Genomic DNA, 25,590 nt, shown 5'->3' with positions numbered 1-25,590 from the left:
TTGGACACGTGATTATAAATGCTGCCACTTATTGTCGCCTATACATGCAGCAATAAGTGTTCCCGTTCCCATGGGCTGATGACGGTCATGAACTCCTGGTGCTCGACTTCCTTGATCGCCGTGTAGACGTCGACAAAGCGCTCGCCCAGCACCTCGCGGATGCGGTCCTCGCGGCGCAGCCATTCAAGCGCCTGGGGCAATCCCTGCGGCAGCTCGGACACGTGATCGTAGGCGCTACCGGTGATCATCGGCGTCGGCTCCAGCTTGTCGACCATGCCAAGATAGCCGCAAGCCAGCGTCACGGCCATCGCCAGGTAGGGATTGGCGTCGGCGCCGATGATGCGGTTCTCGACGCGGCGCTGCTCGACGCCGGAGATGGGAATGCGGAATCCGACGGTGCGGTTGTCGTTCCCCCACTGGACGTTGATCGGCGCGGCGGTGTGGCGCACGATGCGGCGGTACGAATTGACGTACGGCGCCATGATCGCCATGACCGCCGGCGTGTAGCGTTGCAGGCCGCCGATATAGTGGCGGAAGTTCGCGGACGGCGAGCCGTCCGGCGCGCTGAAGATATTGCGGCCGGTGGCGGCGTCGCTCACGCTCTGGTGCACATGCATCGCCGACCCTGGCTCGTTGGCCATGGGCTTGGCCATGAAGGTGGCGTACATGTCGTGCTTGAGCGCCGCCTCGCGCAAGGTGCGCTTGAAGTAGAACACGTTATCGGCCAGCGCCAGCGGATCACCGTGCTGGAAGTTGATGCCCATCTGGCCGGCGCCCGTCTCGTGGATCAAAGTGTCGACGTCGAGGTTCATCAGCGCGCAGTAGTCGTAGATATCCTCGAACAGCGGATCGAACTCGTTGACGGCGTCGATGCTGTAGACTTGGCGGCTGGTCTCGGCGCGGCCGCTGCGGCCCACCGGCGCCCGCAACGGCAGATCGGGATCGATGTTCTTTTCGGTCAGGTAGAACTCCAGCTCCGGGCCCACCACGGGCTTCCAGCCGCGTTCCGCGTACAGCTTCAACACGCGGCGCAACACGGAGCGCGGCGCGAAGTCGACCAGGGTGCCGTCGGCGAAGTAGCAGTCGTGGATAACCTGCGCGGTGGGATCGACCGCCCACGGCACGGTGGTGATGCTGCCGGGGTCCGCGCGCAGGATCATATCGCGGTCGGTGGAGGAGATGGCGCGGTCGTAGGCCGCGTTCTCGGTGGGGTAGTTGCCGGTGACGGTCATGCCCAGCACCGCCTCGGGGATGCGCATGCCGCGCTCCTGGGTGAATTTCGCGCGCGGCAGGATTTTCCCGCGCGCGACGCCCGTCAAGTCGGGCACCAGGCATTCAATTTCAGTGACTCGGTTCTCGTTGAGCCACTGATCCATATCGGCATCGGAGAAGTTTTCACGGATAGACATGTTCGCTCTCTGTAGTGATGATCAAGCGATCGATAGTCTAATTTACCATATTTACAACCTTGCCTCCGCCGCCTCCACCCGCGTTTGCACAAGAATCTTCTTGATTTCGGGGACGCAGGAGCCGCAATTGCCGCCCGCCTTGAGGCAGGACGTCACCTGCGCGACCGTCTGCAGGTCCTTCTCGATGATGGCGTTGCAGATCGTGTTGCGGCCCACGCCGAAGCACGAGCACACGGTCGGACCGGTGTCGGCGCCCTTCTCGACCGGCATGCCGACCAGCAGGCCGACGCGGTCGATTTCGCTCAATTGCTCCTTGACGAACAGGCTGGCGAGCCATGCGCGCGACGGCATGTCCTGGCGCGGCGACAGGAAGATGCACTGTTCGATGCGGTCGTTCACCACGTGCACTGCGCGGTACACGCCGGCGGTGCGGTCCTCGTATTCGAGCCAGTCGGCGTCCAGATCCTGCACCCCCAGCACGCCGCGCGCCCACTGGCCGAAATCGGAGATGGTGTTGCGGCCGGCCAGCTCGTAGCGGGCGAATTCGCGGCCCTGGATGCGGGTCCAATGGGCCACGCTGTCCAGGTCCACTTCCGTGCGGCTCAGGATGAAGCTGTGCCAGTTGACGCGGAACTGCTCGATGCGCACCGGCGTGTGCTTGAATTCCGGCTCGCCGGATACCGGATCGACCACCGGATTGACCAGCGCGCCGACACGGGCGTCGGACGACGTCTGGCCGGACCAGTGGATCGGAATGAACACCGTACCGCGCGGGATGCCACCGCCGTGCTGTACGCGCGCCACCATCGCGCCCCATTCGGAGCTGACGCGCGCCAGATCGCCCTCGCGCACGCCGTGCAGCAGCGCGTCCTGCGGGTGGATGTCGACGAACGATTCGGAGATGTGATCGGCCAGCGTGAAGGATTTTCCGGTGCGCGTCATCGTATGCCACTGGTCGCGTACGCGGCCGGTATTGAGCGCCAGCGGGAAGTCCTCGCTGATGGCGTTGGCCGGCGCGCGCGGGACGGTGACGATGAAGCGCGCCTTGCCGTCGGCGTGGGCGAAACGCTTGTCGGCGAACAGGCGGGCTTCGACCTCCATGCCGCCGTCGGCGCCACGGCGCACCGGCCACTGGATCGGCTCCAGACCGTCGTACTCGTTCTTGTTCAATTGCGCCAGGCCGGACATGTCGAAAGCGCGCGGCACGTCGGCGGCGCTGTTGCGGAAGCCGCTCAGGCGCGCGTGTTCATCGAACACGCTGTTAGCGCCGGCGAAGTCGAAACCGCTGAAGCCCATGCGCTGCGCGAACAGCGCCAGGATCTTCCAGTCGGCCATGGCCTCGCCCGGCGCCGGCAGGAAGGCGCGCTGGCGCGAGATGCGGCGCTCGGAATTGGTGACCGTGCCCTCCTTTTCGCCCCAGCCCAGCGCCGGCAGCAGCACGTCGGCGTAGGCGTTGGTGTCGGTGTTCTGCATGATGTCGGTGGCGACCACCAGCTCGCACTTTTCCAGCGCGCGCCGCACCTGGTCTGCGTCCGGCATGCTGACCACCGGATTGGTGGAGATCACCCACACCGCCTTGACCTTGCCATCCTCGATCGCCTTGAACAGGTCGACCGCCTTCAGGCCAGGCTTGTCGGCCATCGCCGGCGACTCCCAGAAAGTCTGCACGACCTCGCGGTGGTCGGCGCGGTCCAGGTCCATGTGCGCGGCCAGCATGTTGGCCAGGCCGCCCACCTCGCGCCCGCCCATGGCGTTCGGCTGGCCGGTGATCGAGAACGGTCCCATGCCCGGCTGGCCGATGCGACCGCCGATCAGGTGGCAGTTGATGATGCTGTTGACCTTATCGGTGCCGGAAGACGACTGGTTCACGCCCATCGAATAGGCGGTGATGGTCTTGTGCGTGGCCGCGAACAGTTGGTAGAACTCCATCAGCACCGGCAGTTCGATGCGGCAGATCTTCGCCACGGCGGCCGGATCGCTGCAATCGGCGTTGGCGGTGGCGAGCGCCGCGTCGAAGCCGTTGGTGTGGCCGGCGACGAAGGCCGGATCGACCGCGCCGATGCGGTTCAGATAGCTGAGCAAACCGTTGAACAGCCAGACGTCGGTGCCCGCCTTCACCGGCAGATGCAGGTCTGCCAGCTCGCAGGTCGCGGTGCGGCGCGGGTCGATGACGACGATCTTCATCTCCGGCCGGCTTTCCTTGGCCTTCAGGATGCGCTGGAACAGAATCGGATGGCACCACGCGGTGTTGGAGCCGACCAGCACCACCATGTCGGCCAGTTCCAGGTCGTCGTAGCACAGCGGCACCAGGTCTTCGCCGAAGGCGCGCTTGTAGCCGGCCACCGCCGACGACATGCACAGGCGCGAATTGGTGTCGATGTTGGCGCTGCCGATGTAACCCTTCATCAGCTTGTTGGCGACGTAGTAGTCCTCGGTCAGCAGTTGGCCCGACACGTACAAGGCCACGGCGTCCGGGCCATGTTCGTCGATGATGGCGCGCCAAGTGCCGGCGACCTTGTCGAGCGCCTCGTCCCACGAGACGCGGCGCAGGCCTTCATCGCCGCGCACCTGCGGGTACAACAGGCGGCCGTCCAGGCTCACCGTCTCGCCCAACGCGGAACCCTTGACGCACAGGCGCCCCTTGTTCGCCGGGTGCAGCTTGTCGCCGGCGATGGAGACCGTGCCGTCGCCCTTGGGGGTGGCGCTCACACCGCAACCGACGCCGCAATATGCGCAGGTGGTGCGGACTGACAGATGGTCTTGGGACAGGTTCAAAATTCGCTCGCTTAGACTATTGAATCACGCGGCCCTGGCGCTGAGCGCCTCGCCGAATAACAGGGTTTGCCGGATCGAGGCGATGTCGGTGTTGTTCTGGATCAGGCCGAAATACCAAGGACCATCCTTGACGTCGCCATACAACACGGCGCCGGTGACGCGGTTGTTCTTCAACACCAGCCGCTTGTAAACGCCGCGCCGCGCATCGCGCAGCACCAGGTCCTCGGTGCCTTCGCCGCCGATAAAATCGCCGACCGAGTACAAGTCTACACCGGTGACCTTCAGGCGTGTGGGCGAAGTTTGCTGCACGTAGCGGCGCACGCCGGCGCCGGCCAGATGGGCGCCGCAAACGCGGGCCTGGTCCCAAATCGGCGCCACCAGCCCAAATGTCGCGCTGCGGTGCTGCACGCACTCGCCGACGGCGTAGATGCGCGGATCGTAGGTTTGCAAGGTGTCGTCGACGATGATGGCGCGGTCGCAGTGCAGGCCGGCCGACTTGGCCAGCTCGATGTTCGGACGCACGCCCGCGGTCATCACCACGAGGTCGGCCGGGATCTCGGTTCCATCCTTGAAGCGTACCGCCGTGGCGCGGTCGGTTCCGACGATTTCGGCGGTCTGCGCGTTCAGCATGAAGGTCATGCCCTTGTCTTCCAGCGCCTTTTGCAGCAACTGGGCGGCGGGCTTGTCGAGCTGCTGGTTCATCAGCGCGTCGGTCACATGGACCACGGTGACGGACATGCCCTGGCGCTGCAGGCCGTTGGCCGCCTCAAGCCCAAGCAAGCCGCCGCCGATGACCACCGCGTGCTTGTGGTTGCGCGCCGCCTCCAGCATCGACTCCACGTCCTGTATATCGCGGAAGGCCAGCACGCCGGGCAACTGGTGGCCCGGCACCGGGATGATGAACGGCTTGGAGCCGGTGGCGATCAGCAGGCGGTCGTAGCGTACTTCCAGGCCGGAGCGGGCGCGCACGACGCGCTTGCGGCGGTCGATATGCTCGACCGGGTCGCCCGCGTGCAGGGTGATGCCATGCTGGACGTACCACTCACGCGTGTTGAGCATGATGTCGTCCATCGTCTTCTCGCCGGCCAGCACCGGCGACAGCAGGATGCGATTGTAGTTACCATGCGGCTCGGCGCCGAACACGGTGATGTCGTACATGTCCGGATCGAGCTTGTGCAGTTCCTCGACCGTGCGCATGCCGGCCATGCCGTTGCCGATGACGACCAGCGCAGGCTTCGATTCCACGCGCTCCGGGGATTTCATAGGCCTACCCAGACTTTGCCGTCGGCCACGCGGGCCGGGTAGGTGCCGACCGAGTTGGCCGGCGCTTCCAGGCACTCGCCGGTTTGCAGGTCGAAGTGCTGTTTGTAGATCGGCGAGGCGACCACGGTGCGCTCCCCCAGGCTGCCCACCAGGCCGCGCGACAGCACCGCAGCTTCCGAGTTCGGATCGTAGTTATCGATGGCGAACACGCGCGGGCCGCCGTCGTTGACGTGGAAGACCGCTATCTGCGCGTTGTTCAGCAGTGCGCAGACGCCGGTGTTGGGCACGATGTCGTCCAGGTTGCAGACGGCGATCCAGTTATCAGTTTGAATATCGCGATGCATTTGTATTCTCCTTAAGCTGCGCTGACGGCGATCGGAATCACGCGTTTGCGTTCTTCCACGGTGGCTGGACGAATCTGGCCGCGTTCTTCCATGAAGACGACGTTGTCGTCGCCCTTCTCGCTGTTGACGAAGGTGCGGAAGCGTTTGCGGGTTTCCGGATTCTCGACGGCTTCTTTCCACTCGCACGCGTAGGTGTTGACGACGTGCTGCATGTCGGCTTCCAGCTCGGCGGCGATACCCAGCTTGTCCTGCACGACGACCTGCTTCAGGTAATCGAGGCCGCCTTCCAGGTTCTCGCGCCAGGTGCTGGTGCGCTGCAGGCGGTCGCCGGTGCGGGTGTAGAACATCAGGAAGCGGTCGATGTACTGGACCAGGGTGGCCTTGTCCAGGTCCGTGGCCAGCAGCTCGGCGTGGCGTGGCTTCATGCCGCCGTTGCCGCAAACGTAGAGGTTCCAGCCCTTTTCGGTGGCGATGATGCCCACGTCCTTGCCCTGCGCTTCGGCACACTCGCGGGTGCAACCGGACACGCCGAACTTGATCTTGTGCGGCGTGCGCAGGCCCTTGTAGCGGTTTTCCAGCTCGATAGCCAGCCCGATGGAATCGTCGACGCCGTAACGGCACCAGGTCGAGCCGACGCAGGACTTCACCGTGCGCAACGACTTGCCGTAGGCGTGGCCGGATTCGAAGCCGGCGGCGATCAGCTCTTCCCAGATCAGCGGCAGCTGCTCGACGCGGGCGCCGAACAGGTCGACGCGGGCGCCACCGGTGATCTTGGTGTACAGCTGGTACTTCTTGGCGACCATGCCGACCGCGATCAGGCCATCGGCCGTCACTTCGCCGCCCGGCATGCGCGGCACCACCGAGTAGGTGCCGTCCTTCTGGATGTTACCGAGGAAGTAGTCGTTGGTGTCCTGCAGGCTGGCGTGTTCCTTCTTCAGCACGAAGTCGTTCCACACCGACGCCAGGATGCTGGCGGCGAGCGGTTTGCACACGTCGCAACCGAGACCCTTGCCGTGCTTTTCCAGCAGGTCGTCGAAGGACTTGATCTGGCCGACTTTGATCAGGTGGAACATCTCCTGGCGCGAGTAGGCGAAGTGTTCGCACACGTGGTTGTTGACGGCCATGCCGAGCTTTTTCATCTCGGCCTTCATCACCTGCGTCACCAGCGGCACGCAGCCGCCGCACGAGGTGCCGGCGTTGGTGCAGCTTTTCAGATCGCCGATGGTGCAGGCGCCGGCGGCCACCGCCGCGCACAGGGCGCCCTTGGAGACGTCGTTGCAGGAGCAGATTTGCGCGCTCTCCGGCAAAGCGTCCACGCCCAGGCCAGGCTTGGCGGCGCCGTCCGATTGCGGCAGGATCAGGAACTCCGGCGATTCCGGCAGTTCGATTTTGTTCAACATCATCTGCAGCAAGGTGCCGTATTCGGCGGCGTCGCCGACCATCACGGCGCCTTGCAGATACTTGCCGCAGTCGGAGACCACGATCTTCTTGTAGATCTGTTTGCGCTCGTCGGTGAACTGGTACGAGCGGCTGCCGGCGACGCTGCCGTGCGGGTCGCCGATACTGGCCACGTCCACGCCCATCAATTTCAGCTTGGTGCTCATGTCGGCGCCGGCGAATTCGCCCACTTCGCCCAGCATGTGCTTGGCCGCGACGCGCGCCATTTCGTAGCCCGGCGCCACCAGGCCGAAGATCAAGCCGCCCCACAGCGCGCATTCGCCGATGGCGTAGACGTCCGGGTCGGAGGTGACGCAGTTGTTGTTGATCTCGATGCCGCCGCGCGGGCCGACGGTCAGGCCGCATTCGCGCGCCAGCATGTCGCGCGGACGGATACCGGCCGAGAAGACGATCATGTCGGCGTCCAGGTGGCCGCCGTCGGCGAACTCCATGCGGTGGGTGCCGTCGACGCCGTCAACGATGGCGGTGGTGTTTTTGCCGGTATGGACGGTCACGCCCAGGTCTTCGATTTTACGGCGCAGAACGCGCGCGCCGCCATCGTCCACCTGCACCGCCATCAGGCGCGGCGAGAATTCGACCACGTGGGTTTCCAGTTTCAGGTCGCGCAGCGCCTTGGCGCATTCGAGACCCAGCAGGCCGCCGCCGATGACGACACCGGTCTTGGAGCGCTGGCCGCACTCCATCATCGCTTCCAGATCCTCGATGGTACGGTAGACGAAGCAATCCTTGCGCTCCTTGCCCGGCAGCGGTGGTACGAACGGATAGGAACCGGTGGCCATCACCAGCTTGTCGTAAGGGAGCACGTCGCCGTCGCCGGTGGTGACGGTCTTGGCGGCGGTGTCGATGGCGGTGGCGCGGGTGTTCAGGCGCAGCACCATGTCGTCGCGTTCGAAGAAGCCCGGCTTCACCAGCGACAGGTCTTCCGCCGTTTTACCGGAGAAGAATTCCGACAGGTGCACGCGATCGTAGGCGGGACGCACTTCCTCGCACAGCACCGTCACCTGCAGGTTGGTCTTGCCGCTGGCGGCCAGGCTTTCCAGGAATTTGTGGCCGACCATGCCGTGGCCGATAACGATGATTTTCATAGCGGGTTCCTTTGAACTTTAAGCTGCCAGTTTGTTGGCGATTGCGGATTCTTCGATGGCTGCGCTGCTGAAGCGGGCGGCCAGTGCGCACAGCGCGGTCGCGGCAACGACGATGCCCAGGATGCTCAGCGTCTGCTGCGTGTCGCCCAGGCCCTTCATCAGGAAGCCCGCGGCCACCGCGCCGACGTTGCCGCCTGCGCCGATGATGCCGGCCACGCCGCCCAGGGCGCGCTTGTCGACGAACGGCACGACGGCGTAGGTCGCGCCGCAAGCCATGTGGGTGAACAGGCCGAAGATCAGCATCGCGCCGATCGCCAGCGCGGCGGTACCGGCGTGGGCGAACATCAGCAGGCCGGCGCCTTCGCCCAGCATCAGCACGAACAGCAAGGTGACGCGGTTATTCAGGTTGCCCTTGGCGGCGAATTTGTCCGAGGCCCAGCCACCCAGTGCGCGGGCGAACAGCGCCAGCAAACCGAAGCTGCCGGCGGCCATGCCGGCCTGGCCCAGGGTCAGCTTGAAGTGGTCGACGTAGTAGATCGCGGCGATGTTGTGGATGAAGATCTCGATGCCGAAGCAGGCGCCATAGGTGATGAACAGCAGCCATACGCGGTAGTTGGCGGCGGCCAGCTTGAAACTGTCCCAACCGCCTTTTTTACCGCCTTCGATGGCGATGCCGGCGGCGCGCAGCTCGCTGTAGTTACCTTGCGGGCAGTCCTGGGTGTAGCGGTAGTAGACGCCGGCCATGATGATCATCAGGATGCCCGGCACGATCAGCGCCGCGCGCCAGCCGAAGGTCTCGGAGACGCCCAGCATGACCATCGCGGTCATCAGCAGCGGCATCACAGCCTGCGCGACACCGCCGCCGGCGTTGCCCCAGCCTGCGGCCGCCGCGTTGGCGGTGCCGACCACTTTAGGACCGAACATCACCGACGTGTGGTACTGCGTGATGACGAAGCTGGCGCCGGCCGCACCGATCCCCAGGCGGAAGAACAGGAAGCTCTCATAGCTCTGTGCGAAGGCCACGCCGATCACCGGGATGGAGCCGAGCAGCAGCAGGCCGGTGTAGGCTTTGCGCGGGCCGAAGTGGTCGCACAGCGGGCCGACGATCAGGCGCACCAGGATCGTGATGGCGACGGCGGCGATGTTGATGTTGGCGATCTGCGCGACGCTCAGGCCGAATTCGCCTTTAATGACCGGCATCAGCGGCGCGCAGGCGAACCAGGCGAAGAAGCAGACGAAGAACGCCATCCAGGTCAGGTGGAACGCCCGCATTTGCGGCGTTGAGATCGAGAAGAGCTTGATGCTGGTAGCTTTGCTGGCCATTTTTTTATCCCGTTCAGAAAACAAAAAGGCGTCCGCGCAACCAAGGTGATAGAAACCAGGTCGGGCGGACGCCGTTGTCCTGCCGGTCCTTCTTTGGACCAGCGGTATGTATTTGGGGGGGATCGCCGTTGATCCCCTGCTCCTTCTAATGCAAGAGGCGTGCCAATGGTCGGGAGAGAGGTGCTACAGAGGGAGAATGCGGGTTTGGGGTTTCAGTAAAGAAATTGCAAGCTTATCGTGGTGCGATGTTGCGGTGCATGATGCACGCTCACGGTGCGCGATGGCGGTGCGTTGCCATATACATATCCACCAGCGGGGTCAGTGCCGACATTCGGACACGAGCACATCCACGCAGACGGCAAGAAAGTCCAGCTCGTGTCCGAATGTCGGCACTGACCCCCAGGGGGGTTAGCCGGCGGCGGCCAGCGCCGCGGCCACCATCTCGTCGATCTCGCCGCTGATATTGGACAGGACGCCCGCCACCACCGAGAACTCCTTGCCGGCGGCGCCGGCGCGCGCGGCGACGATGCGGGCGTTGAAGGCGACCATCCGCGCCTGGCGGTTGATCGTCTCGATATCGGTGATCACGCCGCGCAGCTGCTTGCGCACCAGGCGCGCGTTGCGCTTGGCCTGCTCCTCGTAGATGCCGGTGATCTGGTTCAGTATTCCCAACGTTGGCGTTGTGATACGCACCAGCTCCGCCAGCAGTTCGACCGCCTGCCCCGAACCGCGCGCGATCGCGTTCAGCGTGCGCTCGCCCAGGTCGGCGAAGGCGACGATCTGGCGGTCGCCGTCCATTTTGCCGAAATAGGCTTCCCGCAGCTCCGGGCAGAACACGCCCGGCAGGCCGTCCGCTTCGCTCAAAAGCGACTTGTGGGCGCCCCGGAACAACGCCAGGGCTTCCTGCGCCGTCTTCGCGCCCTCTTCCTGCCCCTGCGACGCCAGCAGCGCGTACAGCACGATGCGCTGCGACGTGAAACGGCGCCGCCCCGACAGGTTGATCAAGGCGCTGAATACCTCGCCGGTCAACGCCTTGTTGGCGGTGCCGGCCGGCGCCAGGGCGCCCGTGGACATGTCCATTACGCCGCTTCCTTCGCGGGATGCGCCTGTTTCCGGTACAAGAACTCCAGCACGGCCGTGCGGTACTCCGTATAGCGCGCGTCCTGCGCCAGCGCGACGCGGTCGCGCGGACGCTCCAGCCGCACGTCGACGATTTCGCCGATGGTGGCGGCCGGGCCGTTGGTCATCATGACGATCCGGTCCGACAGCAGCACCGCCTCGTCAACATCGTGCGTGACCATCACCACGGTGGACTTGGTGGCGGCGACGATCTTGAGCAGCTCGTCCTGCAAATGGGCGCGGGTCAGCGCGTCCAGGGCGCCGAACGGTTCGTCCATCAGCAGCACTTTCGGCTCCATCGCCAGCGCCCGGGCGATGCCGACGCGCTGCTTCATGCCGCCCGAGATCTCGTGCGGACGCTTGGTTTCGGCGGCCGTCAGGCCCACCAGCGCCAGCGCCTGCATGGTGCGCTCGCGCAGTTGCGTCTTCGATTCGGCCTTGCCGAACACCCGTTCGACGCCAAGATGGATGTTCTCATAACAGGTCAGCCAGGGCAGCAGCGAATGGTTCTGAAACACCACCGAGCGCTCCGGCGACGGCCCGGCGATCTCCCGGTTGGCGCACAGCAGCACGCCGTCGGTCGGCTTGAGCAGCCCGGCGATCAGGTTGAGGAGGGTCGATTTGCCGCAACCCGAGTGACCGATCAGGGTGATGAATTCACCCTTGCGCACCGTCAGATCGATTTCACGCAGCGCGTGGAACACACCTTTTTTGGTGTGGAAGACCATCTCCACGCCTTCGACATCGATGAATTTTGGATCGTCCATGACAGTGCTCCTTAGTTGGATACTTGTTCGTAGGTGAAAGCACGGGCCAGCGCCATCAGCGCCTGCTCCAGCAGCAAACCGACAAAGCCGATCGCCACGATCGCGATGATGATGTGGGGGACGTTCAGGTTGTTCCACTCGTCCCAGACCCAGAAGCCGATGCCCACGCCGCCGGTCAGCATCTCCGCCGCGACGATGACCAGCCACGCGGTGCCGATCGACAGGCGCACGCCGGTCAGGATGTAAGGCAGCGCCGATGGCAGGAGGATCTTGGTCAGCACCTTCCACTCCGACAGGTTGAGCACCCGCGCCACGTTCATATAATCCTGCGGCACGCGCTGTACGCCGACGGCGGTGTTGATGATCATCGGCCAGATCGAGCAGATGAAGATCGACCAGATCGCGGCAGGATTGGCCGACTGGAACACCAGCAGGCCGATAGGCAACCAGGCCAGCGGCGACACCGGCTTGAGCAAACTGATAATGGGGCTGAACATATTGCCGATGAACTGCACGCGGCCGATCAGGAATCCCAACGGAATACCGACCATGGCGGCCAGACCGAAGCCGATCGCCACCCGCTGCAGGGACGCCAGCAGGTTCCAGCCGATGCCCTGGTCGTTCATGCTGTTGCGGTAGAACGGGTCGGAGAACAGCTTGATAGCCTCCTGCAGCGTCACCAGTGGGGTCGGGAAGGAGGTGTTCTTCACGGTGATGATCTGCCACACCAGCACCAGCAGCGCGGCGCCCAGCAGCGGGGCGGCGATCTTCAGGGCGGTGGCGGAGACCTGCTTGCGCGCCCGCGCCGTCGAATTGGCGGCGAGCGGGCGGCGTGGACGGCGCGCCGGTTTGGTGTCGAGTGCAGCCGCTACCGGGGCGGCGCTATCGGGTTTGAGCATGGCGTTCATGGCATTCCTCTATCTGGCTAGGGAAGAAATCAGGCTTTGATCTTGAACGAGGCGGCGTACGCTTTCGGGTCTTTGCCGTCCCACACCGAGCCGTCCATCAACTTCGACGCACGCAGCGGGCTTTTCGGAACCGGCGTCTTGGTCATCGTCGCCGCGTCCTTGTACAAATCGATCTGGTTGACCGAGGTGGCCACGGCCAGGTAGTTCGGATCGTCCTTCAGCAGGCCCCAGCGGCGGTGCTGCGTCATGAACCACATGCCGTCCGACAGATAAGGGAAGTTCACCAGGCCGTCGTTATAGAACTTCATGTGATTCTGGTCGTCCCAGGTCTTGCCCAGGCCATTCTGGTAGCGGCCCATGATGCGCTGGTCGATCGCGTCCTTGCTGGTGTTGACGTAGGATTTGTCGGCGATGACCTCGGCCATCTTGTTCTTGTTGGCCAGCGAGGCGTCGATCCATTTGCCCGCCTCGAGGATGGCGGCCATCATCGCGCGGCAGGTGTTCGGGTTCTTCTTGGCGAATTCCAAGGTCGAGCCGAGCACCTTCTCCGGATGGTCCTTCCAGATGTCCTGGGTGGTGGTGGCGGTGATGCCGATGCCGTCCATGATGGCGCGGTGGCCCCACGGCTCGCCCACGCAGAAGCCGTCCATGTTACCGACCCGCATATTGGCCACCATTTGCGGCGGCGGCACGGTGATGACCTTGGCGTCCTTCATCGGATTGATGCCGTTGGCCGCCAGCCAGTAGTACAGCCACATGGCGTGGGTGCCGGTCGGGAAGGTCTGGGCGAAGGTGTACTCGCGTTTTTCGGAGTTCATCAGCTTCGCCAGCGAGGCGCCATCGACGGCGCCCTTGTCGGCCAGCTTCTTCGACAGCGTAATCGCCTGACCGTTGTTATTGAGGCCCATGAGCACCGCCATGTCCTTCTTCTGGCCGCCGATGCCCATCTGGACGCCGTACAGCAGGCCATACAGCACATGCGCCGCATCGAGGTCGCCGTTGGCCAGCTTGTCGCGCACACCGGCCCACGAGGCCTCTTTACTGAGCACGAATTTGACGCCGTACTTCTTGTCGAAGCCCAGCACCGACGCCATGACCACCGACGCGCAATCGGTCAGTGGAATGAAGCCGATCTTGATTTCTTCCTTCTCCGGCTTGTCCGAACCCGCCGCCCACACGCCACCCGTCGATAAACCCAACATACTTCCTCCCGCTACTAAACCCGCACCATGAATCACTTTTTGAATTGCCGCTCTGCGCGAAACATTAACGTCGCTGGCGGCTGGTGGCAAGGCGGAATCTGCTGGTAGCTTCTTATCGTTCATGACTATCCCTCTGTAGACAGTAAAACCGTTCGGACAAAAAAAACGCCTACCCCGCATGAACGCATTCATGTTCGGTAGACGTCGTTGTCTGGTGTGCCCCACCGCCGTTGGCAGGGCTCATCGGCGCATCATTGCGCTTGCCTACAGACTATGCAATGTCCGTGCCAGCACTGTTTACAGAGGGAGGAAAAGAAAGCGGCATCGGCCCGCGCACCGCCAAATGGCTGGTTCGCGGCGAAAAAAGCGCACCGGCGGTGCGCATCGCATCATTTTGGACGGAGAATAAAATAAAGTACTAACACGGCGCTATCAGCCGAGCAAATCCTCGACGTCGAGGATGCGCTGGGCGACCTCGGAGAGCTTGAGGTTCTTGCTCATCGCCATACCGCGCAGCTTCTGGTAGGCCTGTTCCTCGGTGAAGCGCTGGCGCTCCATCAGCAGGCCCTTGGCGCGTTCGATGACCTTGCGCTCGGCCAGCTTGCTCTTGGTGTCGGACAGCTCGTCGAGCAGCTTCTGCTCGCGTTTAAAGCGCGCCAGCGCCACCTGTAGCACCGGTTTGATGCGCTCGCCCTGCAGGCCGGCCACGATATAGGCCGACACGCCGGCCGCCATCGCCGCCTCCATGCTCTCGGTGTCCGCGCTCTCGGTGAACATGACGATGGGGCGGCGCTCGTCGCGCGTGGCGATGACGATGTGTTCGAGGACGTCGCGCGCGTCCGATTCGGCGTCGACGATGATCATATCGGGCTGCAGCTGGGCGATCCGCTCGGGCAGGTACATGTCCGGCGGCAGCGAGGCGACGATGTCGTAGCCCGCTTCCAGCAGGCCGATACGCAGCACCCTGGCCCGTTCGACCTGGGCGCGCAACGACTCATCATCCTCGTCGCCGGCGTGGATGATGGCGTTGACAACCACGATACGTAAATTACGCATGGTCATACCAAACCGATAATTTTGATGTGCATGCGCAGATTCTAAGGCACAAAGGCCAAATCCTGCCAGCGTTCAAATTATCGTTGCATGCCCCAGCGCTTGACGGTGACGCTTTCGAGTGGTCGGAATACCACGTTTTCCACCAGCAGTCCGATGAGAATCACGGCGGCCAGCCCGGCGAACACCTTGTCGGTGTAGAGCTCATTGCGGTTCTGAAAAATGTACCATCCAAGCCCGCCCTGGCCGCCGGTGGTGCCGAATACCAGCTCGGCGGCGATCAGGGTGCGCCAGGCGAACGCCCAGCCGATCTTGAGTCCCGACAGGATGGACGGCAGCGCGGCCGGCACCAGGATGTGCAGTACCAGCCGCAGGCCGCTCAAGCCATAATTGCGGCCGGCCATGCGCAACGTCTCCGGCACGCTCTGGAAGCCGGCATAGGCGCCCAGCGCCAGCGGCCACAGGACCGCATGGACGATGACGAAGATCAGGCTGCCCTTGCCCAGGCCGAACCACAGCAGCGCCAACGGCAGCAGCGCGATCGCAGGCAGCGGGTTGAACATCGACGTAAGGGTCTCCAGCAGGTCGCGGCCGACGCGGGTGGACGCGGCCAGCGCCGTCAGCACGAAGGCGGCGGCGATGCCGGCCGCATAGCCCTGCAGCAGAACGGCCAGCGAGATGCGCACGCGGTCGAGCAACTCGCCGCTGGCGATGCCGCTGACGAAGGCGTGCGCCGTCTGCACGAAACCCGGCAGCAGCAGGTCGTTGTCCTGCCAGCGGGCGACGCCTTCCCACAGCACCGCCAGCAGGATCAGGATGAGGCTCTTGCGCAGCCATGCCTGTTGCCACAGGCGACGCGGGAACGGCAGCGGGATGTCGACGGCGCGCGGGGCGGCCGTGTTGGTGGTGTAGACGTACTCCTGGCGCACCGGCGGATCGAGGACGAGGCTCATGACACGTGGCTCCTCTCATGCGGCGCACCGGTGCCGGCGGGCGCGCTCGCCGGCACGGCGGCCGGTTGTCCCTGCGCGGGAGCGCCGAACAGCAGCCCGTGGATGCGCTGCGTCGCCGCCTGGAAGTCGGCGCCGCCGGCGCTGTCCAGGCCAAACTGGTGGCTGTTCAGTTCCGCTCTCACCTGCCCCGGGTGCGGCGACAGCAGCAGGATTCGGTTGCCCACCACCAGCGCCTCCTCGATCGAATGGGTGACGAACAGCAGCGTGAAACGCAACTCCTCCCACAATCGCCCCAGTTCCTCCTGCATATTGCGACGCGTGAGCGCGTCCAGCGCGGCGAAGGGTTCGTCCATCAGCAAAATCTCCGGCTGCATCGCCAGCGCGCGCGCGATCGCCACGCGCTGCTTCATGCCGCCGGACAGCGTGTGCGGATGCGCGTCCTCGAATCCGCCCAGTCCCACCTTGGCGATCCAGTGCCTCGCGCGCTCCTCGGCGTGGTGGCGGTTCAGCCGCTTGGTCATCAGCAACGGGAACATGACGTTCTCCTTGACCGTCTTCCACGGCGGCAGTTGGTCGAACTCCTGGAACACGACGATGCGGTCCGGCCCCGGCCCGTCGATCCGACGGCCGTCGATGCTGATGCTGCCGGCGGCGGGCTTGATGAAGCCCGCCGCCGCCTTCAACAGAGAGGACTTGCCGCAGCCCGAAGGCCCCAGCAGCACGAACCGGTCGCCGCGATAGACGTTGAAGCTGACGTCGTGCGTGGCGCGCGTGGCGCCGTATTCAAGGCTCACGCCATCGGCGATCAGCAGCGGCGCGACGCCGGTATTGGGACGAACCACCTGGAAGGCCATGACGTCACCCGCCTTTCGTGATGACGGGATCGTCGAAGAAGTAATCGCGCCAGCTGGCCGGTTTCTTCTTGATCGCGCCGACGCGGTGCAGGAACTGCGCGAGGCCGAGCGTATTCTGCGGCTCGACGCTGAAGCGCACCTCCGGGTTCTTGAAAATCTTCAGCAGCAGATCGCGATCGACCTTGCTCTTCGAGACGCGGATGTAGGCATCGGCCGCGCCTTCCGGATTGGCGCTCGCATACTTCGCCGCCTCGGCCAGCGCGCCGGTGAACGCGCGATAGGTCTTCGGATTCTCGTTGCGGAATTTCTCGGTCGCGTACAGCACGGTGGCCGAACTCGGACCGCCCAGCACATCGTAGGAGTTGAGGATGATGTGCGCGTTCGGATTGCCGGCCAGTTCCTGGTCCTGGTACGGCGGGCTGCCGAAGTGGCCGTTGATCTCCGTACCGCCGGCGATGACGGCGGCCGCCGCATCCGGGTGCGGCAAGGTCTGGGTGAATTTATCGAGCCGCGCGAACTCCTTGTCGCCCCACTGCTTGGCCGCCGCGTACTGCAGGATGCGCGACTGCACCGACACCGTCACCGCCGGCAGGCCGATGCGGTCCTTCGCGGTCAGGTCGGCGATCGTCTTCACCTGCGGATTGGTGCTGACCAGGTAATAAGGGAAGCTGCCCAGCGAGGCCACGCCCTTGACATTCTGCCGGCCGGCGGTGCGGTCCCAGATCGTCAGCAGCGGGCCGACGCCGGCGCCGGCGATATCGACCGCGCCGGACAGCAGCGCGTCGTTGACGGCGGCGCCGCCCGACAGCTGCTTCCACTCGACCTTGACGTCGACGCCGTGCTTCTTGCCTTCCTTCTCGATCAGTTGCTGATCCTGCGCGACGTTGAGCAGCAGGTAGACCACGCCGAACTGCTGGGCGATGCGGATACTGCCTTCGGCCCGCGCGCTCGAAGTGGCCGCAAGGCTCAGGACAAGGGTGGATGCGACAGCGGCTGCAAGGGTGCGGGAAGTAAGTCTGGACATCGGATTCCTCTAAATATGTGGAGATATCAGAAAGGCGCGTCGCCCTCTATGGTGGTGCGATAGAGCTTGCGGCGCAGATGGTCCGGCGTGCCGCCAGCCAGGTGCATCAGCGAGCGGTTGTCCCAGAATACCAGATCATGCGGAGCCCACCGGTGGCGGTAGATATGCGCCGGCAGCACGCTGTGGGCGAACAATTCGGCCAGCAGCGCGCGGCTTTCGTCCTCCGGAATGCCGACGATGCGCGTGGTGAAATGCTCGCTGACGAACAACGCCTTGCGGCCGGTTTCGGGATGGGTGCGCACCACCGGATGAGTCACGGGTTTGACCTCGTCGATCTGCGCCTGCGTCAGCGCCGGGCGGAAGGGACTGCGGCGGCGCAGTTCATCGTACTGGGTCAGGTAGCTATGCTCGGCGCGCGCGTCCTGCACCGCGTGGCGCAGGGCGGCGGGCAAGGTGTCCCACGCCAGATGCATATTGGCGAACAGCGTATCGCCGCCCTCCGCCGGCAGCTCCTGCGCGTGCAGCAGGGAACCGAGGCTGGGTTTCTCCTTGTACGACAGGTCCGAGTGCCAGAAGTGGCCGGCGTCGCCCAGGCCGATCGGCTGGCCGTCCTCGATGATGTTGGAGATGATCAGCACCTCGGGGTGCGACGGCAGCTGGAAGTTGCGCAGCACGTGGATTTGCAGCGGCCCGAAACGGCGGCTGAAATCGACCTGCTGCTGTGGCGTGATGCGCTGGTCGCGGAACACCAGCAAGTGGTGATCGAGATGGGCTTTGTGGATACGCTGGAACTGGCGCGGCGACAGCGGACGGCTCAGGTCCAGGCCGAGGATCTCGGCGCCGAGCGGCGCATCGAACAATTCGATGTCAAAAGCGGATTGGAGAACGGCAGACATGGCACACGCCCATTAAATGAGTAGTCGCCCAGTCTATGCCGTCCGCCATATAAACAAAACGAAGCTTATCCGATATCCATATGCGGTTAACGCTGGATGACAGAAAGAGTAGCGGGATCGCCGGCGCGCCAGATGTTATCGGCACCACCGCGCTATTCGAGATCCGCGTCGATACGCTCGATCAGACCGTCAGCGTCGGCCTGGATCTTGAGGGACCCGATCTCATGGCCAAAGTCGCCGGTGAAATCGACGCGTGCGATGGCCGCGAAATCATCCAGTCGCTCGAGCGACAGAAGCTGGCTGGAGGTTTTATAGCCAACGAAGAAGCGCTCGAGGTAAAGGCGAATTCCATCTGTGCCGACAAAGGCCTCGCCAACCGAAACGTCTTCGATGACAGCATCGGACGCGAAGAGGGCCAGCGCGCCGTCGACGTCGAAGGCGTTGGCGGTCCGGATGAATGTGTCGACAAGCTTTTTCATGGCTGCTCCTCAGGCGTCGACAATGTGCTGCCATTCCTTGTGGACGAATTCAAGACTGTAGCCGTCCGGGTCGCGCACCTGCGCCGCGTAATAGCGCGGATCATAGTGAAGCTGCGGTCCGGGCGGGTGGATTTCGGTCGCGCCCGCGGCCATGGCCGCCGCGAAGGCCGCGTCGACAGCGCGCTGGTCATTCGCGACGAAGCCCACGTGCGCGGCGCGGCCTTCCACCGTACCTTCGCGCAGCCAGAAGAACACGCGGCCGTTCGCGCCGAACCCCTTCAGATCGGGATGGCCGGCGGGGCCTTGCCTGCCGTCATAGTCCAGCGCATGGGTGATGCCGAGCGGCGCGAGCGCCTGCTCGTAGAAGGCGATCGAGCGATCGATATCGCTGACGGAGATGAAAATGTGGTCGAGCATGGAGTTCCCTCATGTTTGTCTGGTGGGATTGATGGTACGACCGTCGATCACGGCCCGCCCACCCGATCCTCCTCAAAGCTTGCCTATTTCTGCTTTCGCGTTGCACGCCCAGGGGGCCTCTGTTAGTGTCTGACCATGGAACAGCAAATGCAAGAACTGAGGCGACTGGCCTCCCGGGCCGAGAACCGGCGCACGGAGACCGGCATTCCGCGTGTCGCCATGGTGCAGGGTGAAATCCCCGAGCACCTGCTGGCCGCCGTCTACGATCCGATGATCAACCTGATCCTGACGGGGTCCAAGACGATGACGGTCGGCGAGCGGACCTTCCACTATGACCCGGCGACCTATTTCGTCATGTCCGTGGGGCTCCCGGCCGTCGGCGCCGTCCACCCGGCGGCGACGGGCGAACCGTATCTGGCGGTCAGCCTGACGCTCGATCCCGCTATCGTCGCGGCGCTGATCCGCGACTTGCCGGTGGACGTCTGCCGCACGCTATCCGGTTCGGGATTCTCGGTCGCGCCGGTCAACGGCGAGCTGCTCGACGCCTGGATTCGTATGCTGCGGCTGATCGACCGGCTGGACGAGATCGCGGTGCTCGCCCCCGCCTACGAGCGCGAGATCTTGTTCCGCGTGCTGCAGGGGCCGCTCGGCTGGATGCTGCGCGACGTCGCGTCGCCGGACACGGCGCTTTCGCGGATCGGTGTCGCCATCGACTGGATACGGCGCAACTTTACCGAACAGATCAGGGTCGAGGCGCTGGCTGACATGGCGGCGTTGAGCGTGTCGGCATTCCATCGTCATTTCAAGGCGGTGACGGCGCTGAGTCCGTTGCAGTACCAGAAGCGCATCCGTTTGCTGCACGCGCGGTCACAACTGATCGCCGGCCAGGGCAGCGCGACGTCGATCGCGTTCAGCGTCGGCTACGAAAGCCCGAACCAGTTCAGCAGGGAATATGCCCGCCTGTTCGGCCTGCCGCCTTCCAAAGACCTGGTGAACGCCGCGCGGGCGCTTCGCGACGCATAGCGGGCGCGCCCGCGCCCAGGTCATTCCACCCAGCCCGGAAGCCTTTCCGGGAAATCTGGCTTATCTGATATCGATATTCGGACCGCTGCGCCGATCCCGGCCTGCCGCGTTTGACTGGCCGCAAGCAAGATGGACACGGCGATGGACAACGCCTTGGCGTACTGGGCAGAATCGATGCTCAGCCCGTGCTTTGTCCATCTAAGGTAGCCGTTCATTATGGCCGATCTCAATGCCCTCCTGTCGCCGCAGCCCGCACTTTTTGAACAGCACAATCGCCTCGTCAAATTAAGCACCCCGCTCGGCGACGATACCCTGCTGCCACAACGCGTGCTCGCCCATGATCGCCTCGGCCGAGGCTACGAATACGCGGTCGATTGTTTCTCAACACGCCATGACATCGCATTGAAAGAGCTCCTTGCGCAGCCTGTCACATTGTGGGTGCGACAGACGGACCTGCGTTACCTTCCCGTTCACGGGTACGTGCACACAATGAAGCGCCTGGGCAGCGACGGCGGGCTCACGTTCTATCAGATGTCATTTGCGCCGTGGCTGCACTTCCTGAAATTTCGTAAAGATGCCCGCATCTGGCAAGACAAAACCGCCGACGACATCCTCCGCGACGTCTTTAACGTCCATCCTCAGGCGCAGGGGAATTTCCGTTTCGATGTGAGGGAGCCGGCGCTCCGGCGTTCATATTGCACGCAATACGAGACTGACTGGCATTTCGTCCAACGGTTAATGGAGGAAGAAGGCTGGTACAGCTATCACGAGCAACAGCCCGACGGTTCCGGGCATGTGCTGGTGATTACCGATACCGCGTTCGAGCTCCGGCCGGTCGCCCAGGAACGAATTCACTTCCACGCAGGCGGCACCGAAGACGAAGTGGACAAGATCACCCATTGGAGCGCGGACCGCAGCCTGGCGCCCAGTCAACTCACCACCAGGACCGACGATTACAAAGCACCGTACGTTTCCAAGCAGAGCAATACCATCGTTCGTGCTGAGCATGGCGATCTGCCCGTCCAGTTGGAAGTCTATGAATACACCGGCGCCTATACCTACTCAAAACAGGAGCACGGCGACAAACTGGCGCGCTTGAAGGTGGAGCAATGGGAGTCGGGCATGAAACGGTTCTCCGCCGTTTCCGGTGTGCGTTCTCTGCCAGCAGGTGGGTGGTTCACCTTCGAAGATCATCGGGTGCATGAACCTGATGCACCCGAGGACCGCCAGTTCCTGGTCATCGCGGTGGAATGGTGCATTGAAAATAATTTGCCGCTGTCGAATACGCTGAAAGACTTCCCCGGTAGCCTCCTGGCACGGTTGAATGCGTCGAAAGCCTCCATGGGACTCGGAAACGAGCATACCGGCCACTGTTACAACCGCATGGAAGTCCAGCGCCGCAAAGTACCGTTCCGTAGCCCGTTCGAGCATACCAAGCCCACTTTGCATCCGCAGACCGCCGTGGTCGTCGGCCCGCCGGATGAAGAGATCCATACCGACCACCTCAACCGCGTCAAAGTCCAATTTCGCTGGGACCGGCAAAATCCCGGCGACGAGCGCGCCTCGTGCTGGGTGCGCGTCAGCTATCCCAACGCCGGTCAAGGCTGGGGCGGCGTCAACGTGCCGCGCATCCGGCAGGAGGTCATCGTCACTTTTCTCGATCGCGACGCGGACCGGCCGGTCATCACCGGGCGCCTGTATAACGAAGATCAGGCCCCCCACTGGCACACGGACGGCAGGCTGTCGGGCTACAAGTCCAAGGAATACAAAGGCAGCGGTTTCAGTCAGTTGGTGTTCGACGACACGACCACGCAAAACAGGACACAGCTATATAGCACCAACGCCCATGCGCAGCTAAACCTCGGCTATCTGGTGAGCCAACACGGCAATAAACGCGGTGGCTTCTATGGCTCGGGGTTTGCGCTCAGCACCGATGATTTCGGCGCGGTCGTCACGCACAAGGGACTGTACCTGAGCACATTCGGCCGCCCGGGACCGCAAGGTACCCAGCTTGATGCGACTGAAGCCAACACGCAACTTAAAGCGGGCGCGTCGCTCACCAAAAGCCTGTCCGATACAGCCTCGAAAGCGGGCGCGGAAGCGCTGGCCGGCCAGGACGCGCTCAATCGATTCATCGATGCCACGCAGGACCGGTACGAAGGCGACGGCCAAGATGGCGCCAACCGGTTCAAAGAGCCGATATTGCTGGCGGCGTCGGCCGCAGGTATCGGCCTGGCCAGCACCACAGGCACGCATGTGCACGCGGGGGCCGAAGTCACGCTGTCGTCGGGCACGGATATCAATATCGCGACGGGCAAAAGCCTCCTTGCCAGCATCGCCGAGAAAATCAGCCTGTTCGCCTTCAATGCCGGCATCAAACTCTTTGCCGCCAAGGGCAAAGTCGAAGTCCAGGCGCAAAGCGACGATCTCGATCTGATCGCCGAAAAGGTGGTGCGCCTGTTGTCGACAACGTCGCGAATCGAAATCCATGCCAAAGAGGAAGTAACGATCTCCGCCGGCGGCTCATTTATCAAGATCAACGGCTCCGGCATAACCAACGGCACACCCGGCACCTGGTGCGCGCAGGCGTCGATGCACACCATGCCTGGACCGGCGACCAAGTCCTACGTGATGCCGCATGTGGCCAAACCCGAGCTACAGAAGAGCGATGTCGAGTTCCGTCATCTGACCGATTGGGGCGCACCGTTGGCGGGCGCCGCATACAAAGCCACATTGAGCGATGGAAGCGTGCGCAAGGGCATGCTCGACGCGCTGGGCGTGGCCCGCATCAGCGACGTGCCACCGGGCGTTGGCGTAAAGATTGAATATGACTACAAGCCATTGCAGGCGAGTTCCACTGTCAGTACCGAACTGGACGACGACATACACGAGCTACTGAACTGGACACCGCGCGGCGCGAAAAAAGAGGGGCAAGCATGACCCGGCAACCGGACGAAAAGGGTATTCTGGACGACGCGTGGGAGCAGGTCGTCGGCGGCATGGACTGGCTCAAGTCCGTGTTCTTTGGCGAGTTTGCCGACAATCGTCCGCTGTCGGCCGTCATCGCCGATATGTTGGTGAGCTTTCTCCCGGGCGTGGTTATCGTCACCAGCGTCCGCGACGCGGTCGCGGTTGTTCTGCGGCTGGCCAAGCATCCGGAGAAGCGCGAAGACTTGATGGAGTGGGTGTTGCTGTGTGCCTGCCTGATCGTCATCGCGCTGCCGCTGGCGATGGCTGCGGGCGGTGTCGCGGCGGCAGGCGTTGGCGCCATTGTCGGCGGCATCGCCGGCTCGGAGTTGGGCGCGGCGCTGCGTGCGGTCATGCTGCTGTTGATCAAGGAGGCGTCCAAGCTGGTGGAACTGGTGCGTTTTCTGCAAAAGTTCATCAAGGGTGACATCTTAAAATTTTTGCGTGCCGTAAAATTTACGCAGTACGAGAAAGCCCTGATTCAGGCGCTGAGCAAGATCAGCGTTAAGCTGGTGGAGATTGTCACGTCGCTGCGTGTTCACTTGGAAAGTCTGCGGTACTTCGATAGCGCCAAGACCGCCATTGCCAAGCTGGTCGAGTGGGAGAAGAAGTTTTACGCGGTACAGCAGGATGCGCTGAAACAAATCCCGAAAGCGCTGGTCGAACTTGATGGCCGGCTGGGAAAGGTGTTGGCGCAGACCGCGCCCAAGGAAGCGCACACGGTGTCCGGTGGCGTGCAGGCCGACAAAACGGTGGCAGCGGTCCCGGCAAAGCAGCGGGTTAGGGACACGCCGGGCGAGGTGCTGGGGAAGGTGGAGGACGCGGCTCTGGCGGCTGAAGCGAAGCCGAAGCCAGCCGCAAAACCCAAGCCAAAAGTTGCCCAACCGGTTCCCGATCCGCCGCTAAAAGAAAATCCTGATCGGGTCAAGCCGCCTGATGATGGGACTAATACGAAGAAGCAAGCAGTTGCCGACGCTGCGGCGGCGGCAGATAGGGAACGCATCACCCAACTATCTAACGAGGTACGCGAAGCAGAACAAAAAGGGGAGGTAGCGCTCGCTGCGAAGAAGAAAACAGCGGCCCAAAATATCTTGCTCCCATACATACCCAAAAAACCTGATGACACATGGGATGAAGTTATTAAACGATTAGATGTTTCGTCACCCAAAGATGGTGCAGTTTTTTGGTCTGGCGATCCAAAAGCAGCACAAAGATTCGCGGAGAAAATTAACGGCGTGACGTTAGAAACCACGGCTGGAGGAAGAATTATTGACAATTGGGACGTGCTTGACGGTTATGCATGGGATAGTCGTTATGGGGATCCACCTTTTGGGAAAGATTTATGGTCGGGAGCCTCTCAAAAATATGCTGATGGCGCGTTAGGAAAAGTAAATGTTGTGCAGACACATACAAAGATGTGGAACACAGAAACCCTTTGGCATCATGTGGAAAAAACCACTTTACAAGATAAATTGATGTCGGGCGATGTGAGTGCAGTAAATATGTACGAACTGAATCGTTCGACCGGAGATTTTATTTCGTTAAGCAAGAACCATGTTAAATCATTATTCAAACTAGAAAAGACCAAACCCCTATGATTCCATCGTCCAATCCAAAATTAGCACGGCTTTATGCTTTTTTCGACGAAAAAGGATCTGCAAGATTGCAGGGCCTTGATGATAGCTATTTTTCAGATCTTAACCAAGCTGAGAGAGAAGAAGCATGGAATTTCCTTAAAGAAAAATTTTGGCTGTCCACAGACTGCATAGCCGGACTTTACTTAATCGATCCCCTAAGAGCTGTGGAGCTTTTCAAAACCACATTGGAGTTACCCTGCCCCATCTCCCCTTACGCAGCAATGCAGGAAGCATTGGAAGGGAATAGATTACTTATGCTGTCCTACGTCAATAAAACCGAGTTCGACGAAAAATACGTTAATTCATTCATCCAATTTTCCGAAAGCAAATTTCCTAAAATCAGAGCGGAATTCGCATCGGCCATACCCACAAACCATATTACACCGGCCCTCGTCGACGCCCTAAAAAGCATGATTTTTACGGAAGCGGAACGAGTTCCCCTCACAAATGCGATCACCAAACTGATGGTCGTTCACGGCTTAGATTTTGACGCAGAAGACCCCTTATACAAGTCTATTTACTTATCTTTGAGGTCTGATGACGTTAAAGAAAAGAAATCAGCAATGTTGCGACTGGAAAAACTTCAAACCCCAGACTTCAGGTAAGGCAAAGCATCCGCCTTGATTCCAAATTA

Annotated in this window: 22 protein-coding genes; 5 read left to right on the top strand and 17 right to left on the bottom strand. The window is 62.5% G+C overall.

From position 1 onward, the window contains the following. Positions 1–38: 38 nt before the first annotated feature. The 10 genes from AC07P1_RS27900 to AC07P1_RS27855 form a co-directional block, all read right to left on the bottom strand. Positions 39–1,409 (bottom strand): glutamine synthetase family protein, encoded by a 1,371-nt coding sequence (locus tag AC07P1_RS27900; RefSeq protein ID WP_494698899.1) that lies wholly within the window; start codon positions 1,407–1,409, stop codon positions 39–41. A 51-nt stretch (positions 1,410–1,460) separates the two neighbouring features. Continuing rightward, positions 1,461–4,184, bottom strand: coding sequence for a molybdopterin-dependent oxidoreductase (locus AC07P1_RS27895; RefSeq protein WP_494698898.1), 2,724 nt, complete (start codon positions 4,182–4,184; stop codon positions 1,461–1,463). Positions 4,185–4,208: 24 nt separating this feature from the next. Next, the gene (locus tag AC07P1_RS27890) at positions 4,209–5,447 is read right to left on the bottom strand and encodes an NAD(P)/FAD-dependent oxidoreductase (RefSeq protein WP_494698897.1); all 1,239 of its coding nucleotides are present in this window, start codon (positions 5,445–5,447) and stop codon (positions 4,209–4,211) included. Next, a complete protein-coding gene (nirD, locus tag AC07P1_RS27885; RefSeq protein WP_494698896.1) occupies positions 5,444–5,791 on the bottom strand; it encodes a nitrite reductase small subunit NirD in 348 nt (115 codons plus the stop codon). Before nirD ends, AC07P1_RS27890 begins: the two co-directional genes overlap by 4 nt. Before the next feature lie 11 nt (positions 5,792–5,802). Next, on the bottom strand, positions 5,803–8,334 hold the full coding sequence (gene nirB, locus AC07P1_RS27880) for a nitrite reductase large subunit NirB (RefSeq protein ID WP_494698895.1): 2,532 nt from the start codon (positions 8,332–8,334) through the stop codon (positions 5,803–5,805). An 18-nt stretch (positions 8,335–8,352) separates the two neighbouring features. Next, the gene (locus tag AC07P1_RS27875; RefSeq protein WP_494698894.1) at positions 8,353–9,657 is read right to left on the bottom strand and encodes an MFS transporter; all 1,305 of its coding nucleotides are present in this window, start codon (positions 9,655–9,657) and stop codon (positions 8,353–8,355) included. Between the two features lie 408 nt (positions 9,658–10,065). Next, positions 10,066–10,737, bottom strand: coding sequence for a methyl-accepting chemotaxis protein (locus AC07P1_RS27870; protein WP_494698893.1), 672 nt, complete (start codon positions 10,735–10,737; stop codon positions 10,066–10,068). After that, positions 10,737–11,543: an ABC transporter ATP-binding protein gene (locus tag AC07P1_RS27865; RefSeq protein WP_494698892.1), complete on the bottom strand. Its 807-nt coding sequence runs from the start codon at positions 11,541–11,543 to the stop codon at positions 10,737–10,739. Before AC07P1_RS27865 ends, AC07P1_RS27870 begins: the two co-directional genes overlap by 1 nt. An 11-nt stretch (positions 11,544–11,554) precedes the next feature. Next, a complete protein-coding gene (gene ntrB / locus AC07P1_RS27860) occupies positions 11,555–12,451 on the bottom strand; it encodes a nitrate ABC transporter permease (protein ID WP_494698891.1) in 897 nt (298 codons plus the stop codon). A 29-nt stretch (positions 12,452–12,480) separates the two neighbouring features. Then, positions 12,481–13,653, bottom strand: coding sequence for a CmpA/NrtA family ABC transporter substrate-binding protein (locus AC07P1_RS27855; RefSeq protein ID WP_494698890.1), 1,173 nt, complete (start codon positions 13,651–13,653; stop codon positions 12,481–12,483). Between the two features lie 278 nt (positions 13,654–13,931). Between AC07P1_RS27855 and AC07P1_RS27850 the strand changes: the two genes are divergently transcribed. Further along, a complete protein-coding gene (locus tag AC07P1_RS27850) occupies positions 13,932–14,075 on the top strand; it encodes a hypothetical protein (protein WP_494698889.1) in 144 nt (47 codons plus the stop codon). A 10-nt stretch (positions 14,076–14,085) separates the two neighbouring features. On the opposite strand, the gene AC07P1_RS27845 is transcribed toward AC07P1_RS27850, so the two are convergent. From AC07P1_RS27845 to AC07P1_RS27815, 7 genes are all read right to left on the bottom strand, one after another. Beyond that, positions 14,086–14,709, bottom strand: coding sequence for an ANTAR domain-containing response regulator (locus AC07P1_RS27845; RefSeq protein WP_363509701.1), 624 nt, complete (start codon positions 14,707–14,709; stop codon positions 14,086–14,088). Between the two features lie 77 nt (positions 14,710–14,786). Next, positions 14,787–15,659 carry an ABC transporter permease gene (locus tag AC07P1_RS27840; RefSeq protein WP_494698888.1) on the bottom strand — a complete coding sequence of 291 codons (873 nt, stop codon included), beginning with the start codon at positions 15,657–15,659 and terminating at the stop codon, positions 14,787–14,789. Then, positions 15,656–16,513 carry an ABC transporter ATP-binding protein gene (locus AC07P1_RS27835; protein ID WP_494698887.1) on the bottom strand — a complete coding sequence of 286 codons (858 nt, stop codon included), beginning with the start codon at positions 16,511–16,513 and terminating at the stop codon, positions 15,656–15,658. The genes AC07P1_RS27840 and AC07P1_RS27835 overlap by 4 nt, the downstream gene beginning before the upstream one ends. 4 nt (positions 16,514–16,517) lie before the next feature. Beyond that, positions 16,518–17,537: an ABC transporter substrate-binding protein gene (locus tag AC07P1_RS27830; protein WP_363509695.1), complete on the bottom strand. Its 1,020-nt coding sequence runs from the start codon at positions 17,535–17,537 to the stop codon at positions 16,518–16,520. Positions 17,538–17,563: 26 nt separating this feature from the next. After that, positions 17,564–18,433, bottom strand: a complete 870-nt coding sequence (locus AC07P1_RS27825) for a TauD/TfdA dioxygenase family protein (RefSeq protein WP_494698886.1) — start codon at positions 18,431–18,433, stop codon at positions 17,564–17,566. Between the two features lie 152 nt (positions 18,434–18,585). Further along, a complete protein-coding gene (locus AC07P1_RS27820) occupies positions 18,586–18,912 on the bottom strand; it encodes a nuclear transport factor 2 family protein (protein ID WP_494698885.1) in 327 nt (108 codons plus the stop codon). 9 nt (positions 18,913–18,921) lie between these two features. Continuing rightward, a complete protein-coding gene (locus tag AC07P1_RS27815; RefSeq protein ID WP_494698884.1) occupies positions 18,922–19,329 on the bottom strand; it encodes a VOC family protein in 408 nt (135 codons plus the stop codon). 135 nt (positions 19,330–19,464) lie between these two features. Between AC07P1_RS27815 and AC07P1_RS27810 the strand changes: the two genes are divergently transcribed. The 4 genes from AC07P1_RS27810 (at position 19,465) to AC07P1_RS27795 (ending at position 25,561) form a co-directional block, all read left to right on the top strand. Further along, complete coding sequence (locus AC07P1_RS27810) at positions 19,465–20,352, top strand: AraC family transcriptional regulator (RefSeq protein ID WP_494698883.1); 888 nt, start codon at positions 19,465–19,467, stop codon at positions 20,350–20,352. A 216-nt stretch (positions 20,353–20,568) separates the two neighbouring features. Continuing rightward, on the top strand, positions 20,569–23,292 hold the full coding sequence (locus AC07P1_RS27805) for a type VI secretion system Vgr family protein (RefSeq protein ID WP_494698882.1): 2,724 nt from the start codon (positions 20,569–20,571) through the stop codon (positions 23,290–23,292). Beyond that, positions 23,289–24,917 (top strand): hypothetical protein, encoded by a 1,629-nt coding sequence (locus tag AC07P1_RS27800; protein WP_494698881.1) that lies wholly within the window; start codon positions 23,289–23,291, stop codon positions 24,915–24,917. Before AC07P1_RS27805 ends, AC07P1_RS27800 begins: the two co-directional genes overlap by 4 nt. Beyond that, the gene (locus AC07P1_RS27795) at positions 24,914–25,561 is read left to right on the top strand and encodes a hypothetical protein (protein WP_494698880.1); all 648 of its coding nucleotides are present in this window, start codon (positions 24,914–24,916) and stop codon (positions 25,559–25,561) included. The genes AC07P1_RS27800 and AC07P1_RS27795 overlap by 4 nt, the downstream gene beginning before the upstream one ends. Positions 25,562–25,590: the final 29 nt, after the last annotated feature.

The organism is Duganella sp. GW821-FHT07F09 (assembly GCF_059418705.1).
The sequence above is the reverse complement of the archived record's forward strand: the minus strand, read 5'-3'. Positions and strand labels throughout refer to the sequence as shown.

Excerpts from the sequence above, each read along its gene's own strand:
- AC07P1_RS27875 (WP_494698894.1), bottom strand. The coding sequence starts at position 9,657 with ATGGCCAGCAAAGCTACCAGCATCAAGCTCTTCTCGATCTCAACGCCG.
- AC07P1_RS27855 (WP_494698890.1), bottom strand. The coding sequence starts at position 13,653 with ATGTTGGGTTTATCGACGGGTGGCGTGTGGGCGGCGGGTTCGGACAAG.
- AC07P1_RS27795 (WP_494698880.1), top strand. The coding sequence starts at position 24,914 with ATGATTCCATCGTCCAATCCAAAATTAGCACGGCTTTATGCTTTTTTC.
- AC07P1_RS27820 (WP_494698885.1), bottom strand. The coding sequence starts at position 18,912 with ATGAAAAAGCTTGTCGACACATTCATCCGGACCGCCAACGCCTTCGAC.
- nirD (WP_494698896.1), bottom strand. The coding sequence starts at position 5,791 with ATGCATCGCGATATTCAAACTGATAACTGGATCGCCGTCTGCAACCTG.
- AC07P1_RS27835 (WP_494698887.1), bottom strand. The coding sequence starts at position 16,513 with ATGGCCTTCCAGGTGGTTCGTCCCAATACCGGCGTCGCGCCGCTGCTG.
- AC07P1_RS27800 (WP_494698881.1), top strand. The coding sequence starts at position 23,289 with ATGACCCGGCAACCGGACGAAAAGGGTATTCTGGACGACGCGTGGGAG.
- AC07P1_RS27865 (WP_494698892.1), bottom strand. The coding sequence starts at position 11,543 with ATGGACGATCCAAAATTCATCGATGTCGAAGGCGTGGAGATGGTCTTC.
- AC07P1_RS27830 (WP_363509695.1), bottom strand. The coding sequence starts at position 17,537 with ATGTCCAGACTTACTTCCCGCACCCTTGCAGCCGCTGTCGCATCCACC.
- AC07P1_RS27845 (WP_363509701.1), bottom strand. The coding sequence starts at position 14,709 with ATGCGTAATTTACGTATCGTGGTTGTCAACGCCATCATCCACGCCGGC.
- AC07P1_RS27870 (WP_494698893.1), bottom strand. The coding sequence starts at position 10,737 with ATGGACATGTCCACGGGCGCCCTGGCGCCGGCCGGCACCGCCAACAAG.
- AC07P1_RS27890 (WP_494698897.1), bottom strand. The coding sequence starts at position 5,447 with ATGAAATCCCCGGAGCGCGTGGAATCGAAGCCTGCGCTGGTCGTCATC.
- AC07P1_RS27850 (WP_494698889.1), top strand. The coding sequence starts at position 13,932 with ATGTCCGTGCCAGCACTGTTTACAGAGGGAGGAAAAGAAAGCGGCATC.
- AC07P1_RS27900 (WP_494698899.1), bottom strand. The coding sequence starts at position 1,409 with ATGTCTATCCGTGAAAACTTCTCCGATGCCGATATGGATCAGTGGCTC.
- AC07P1_RS27815 (WP_494698884.1), bottom strand. The coding sequence starts at position 19,329 with ATGCTCGACCACATTTTCATCTCCGTCAGCGATATCGATCGCTCGATC.
- nirB (WP_494698895.1), bottom strand. The coding sequence starts at position 8,334 with ATGAAAATCATCGTTATCGGCCACGGCATGGTCGGCCACAAATTCCTG.
- AC07P1_RS27825 (WP_494698886.1), bottom strand. The coding sequence starts at position 18,433 with ATGTCTGCCGTTCTCCAATCCGCTTTTGACATCGAATTGTTCGATGCG.
- ntrB (WP_494698891.1), bottom strand. The coding sequence starts at position 12,451 with ATGAACGCCATGCTCAAACCCGATAGCGCCGCCCCGGTAGCGGCTGCA.
- AC07P1_RS27840 (WP_494698888.1), bottom strand. The coding sequence starts at position 15,659 with ATGAGCCTCGTCCTCGATCCGCCGGTGCGCCAGGAGTACGTCTACACC.
- AC07P1_RS27810 (WP_494698883.1), top strand. The coding sequence starts at position 19,465 with ATGGAACAGCAAATGCAAGAACTGAGGCGACTGGCCTCCCGGGCCGAG.
- AC07P1_RS27805 (WP_494698882.1), top strand. The coding sequence starts at position 20,569 with ATGGCCGATCTCAATGCCCTCCTGTCGCCGCAGCCCGCACTTTTTGAA.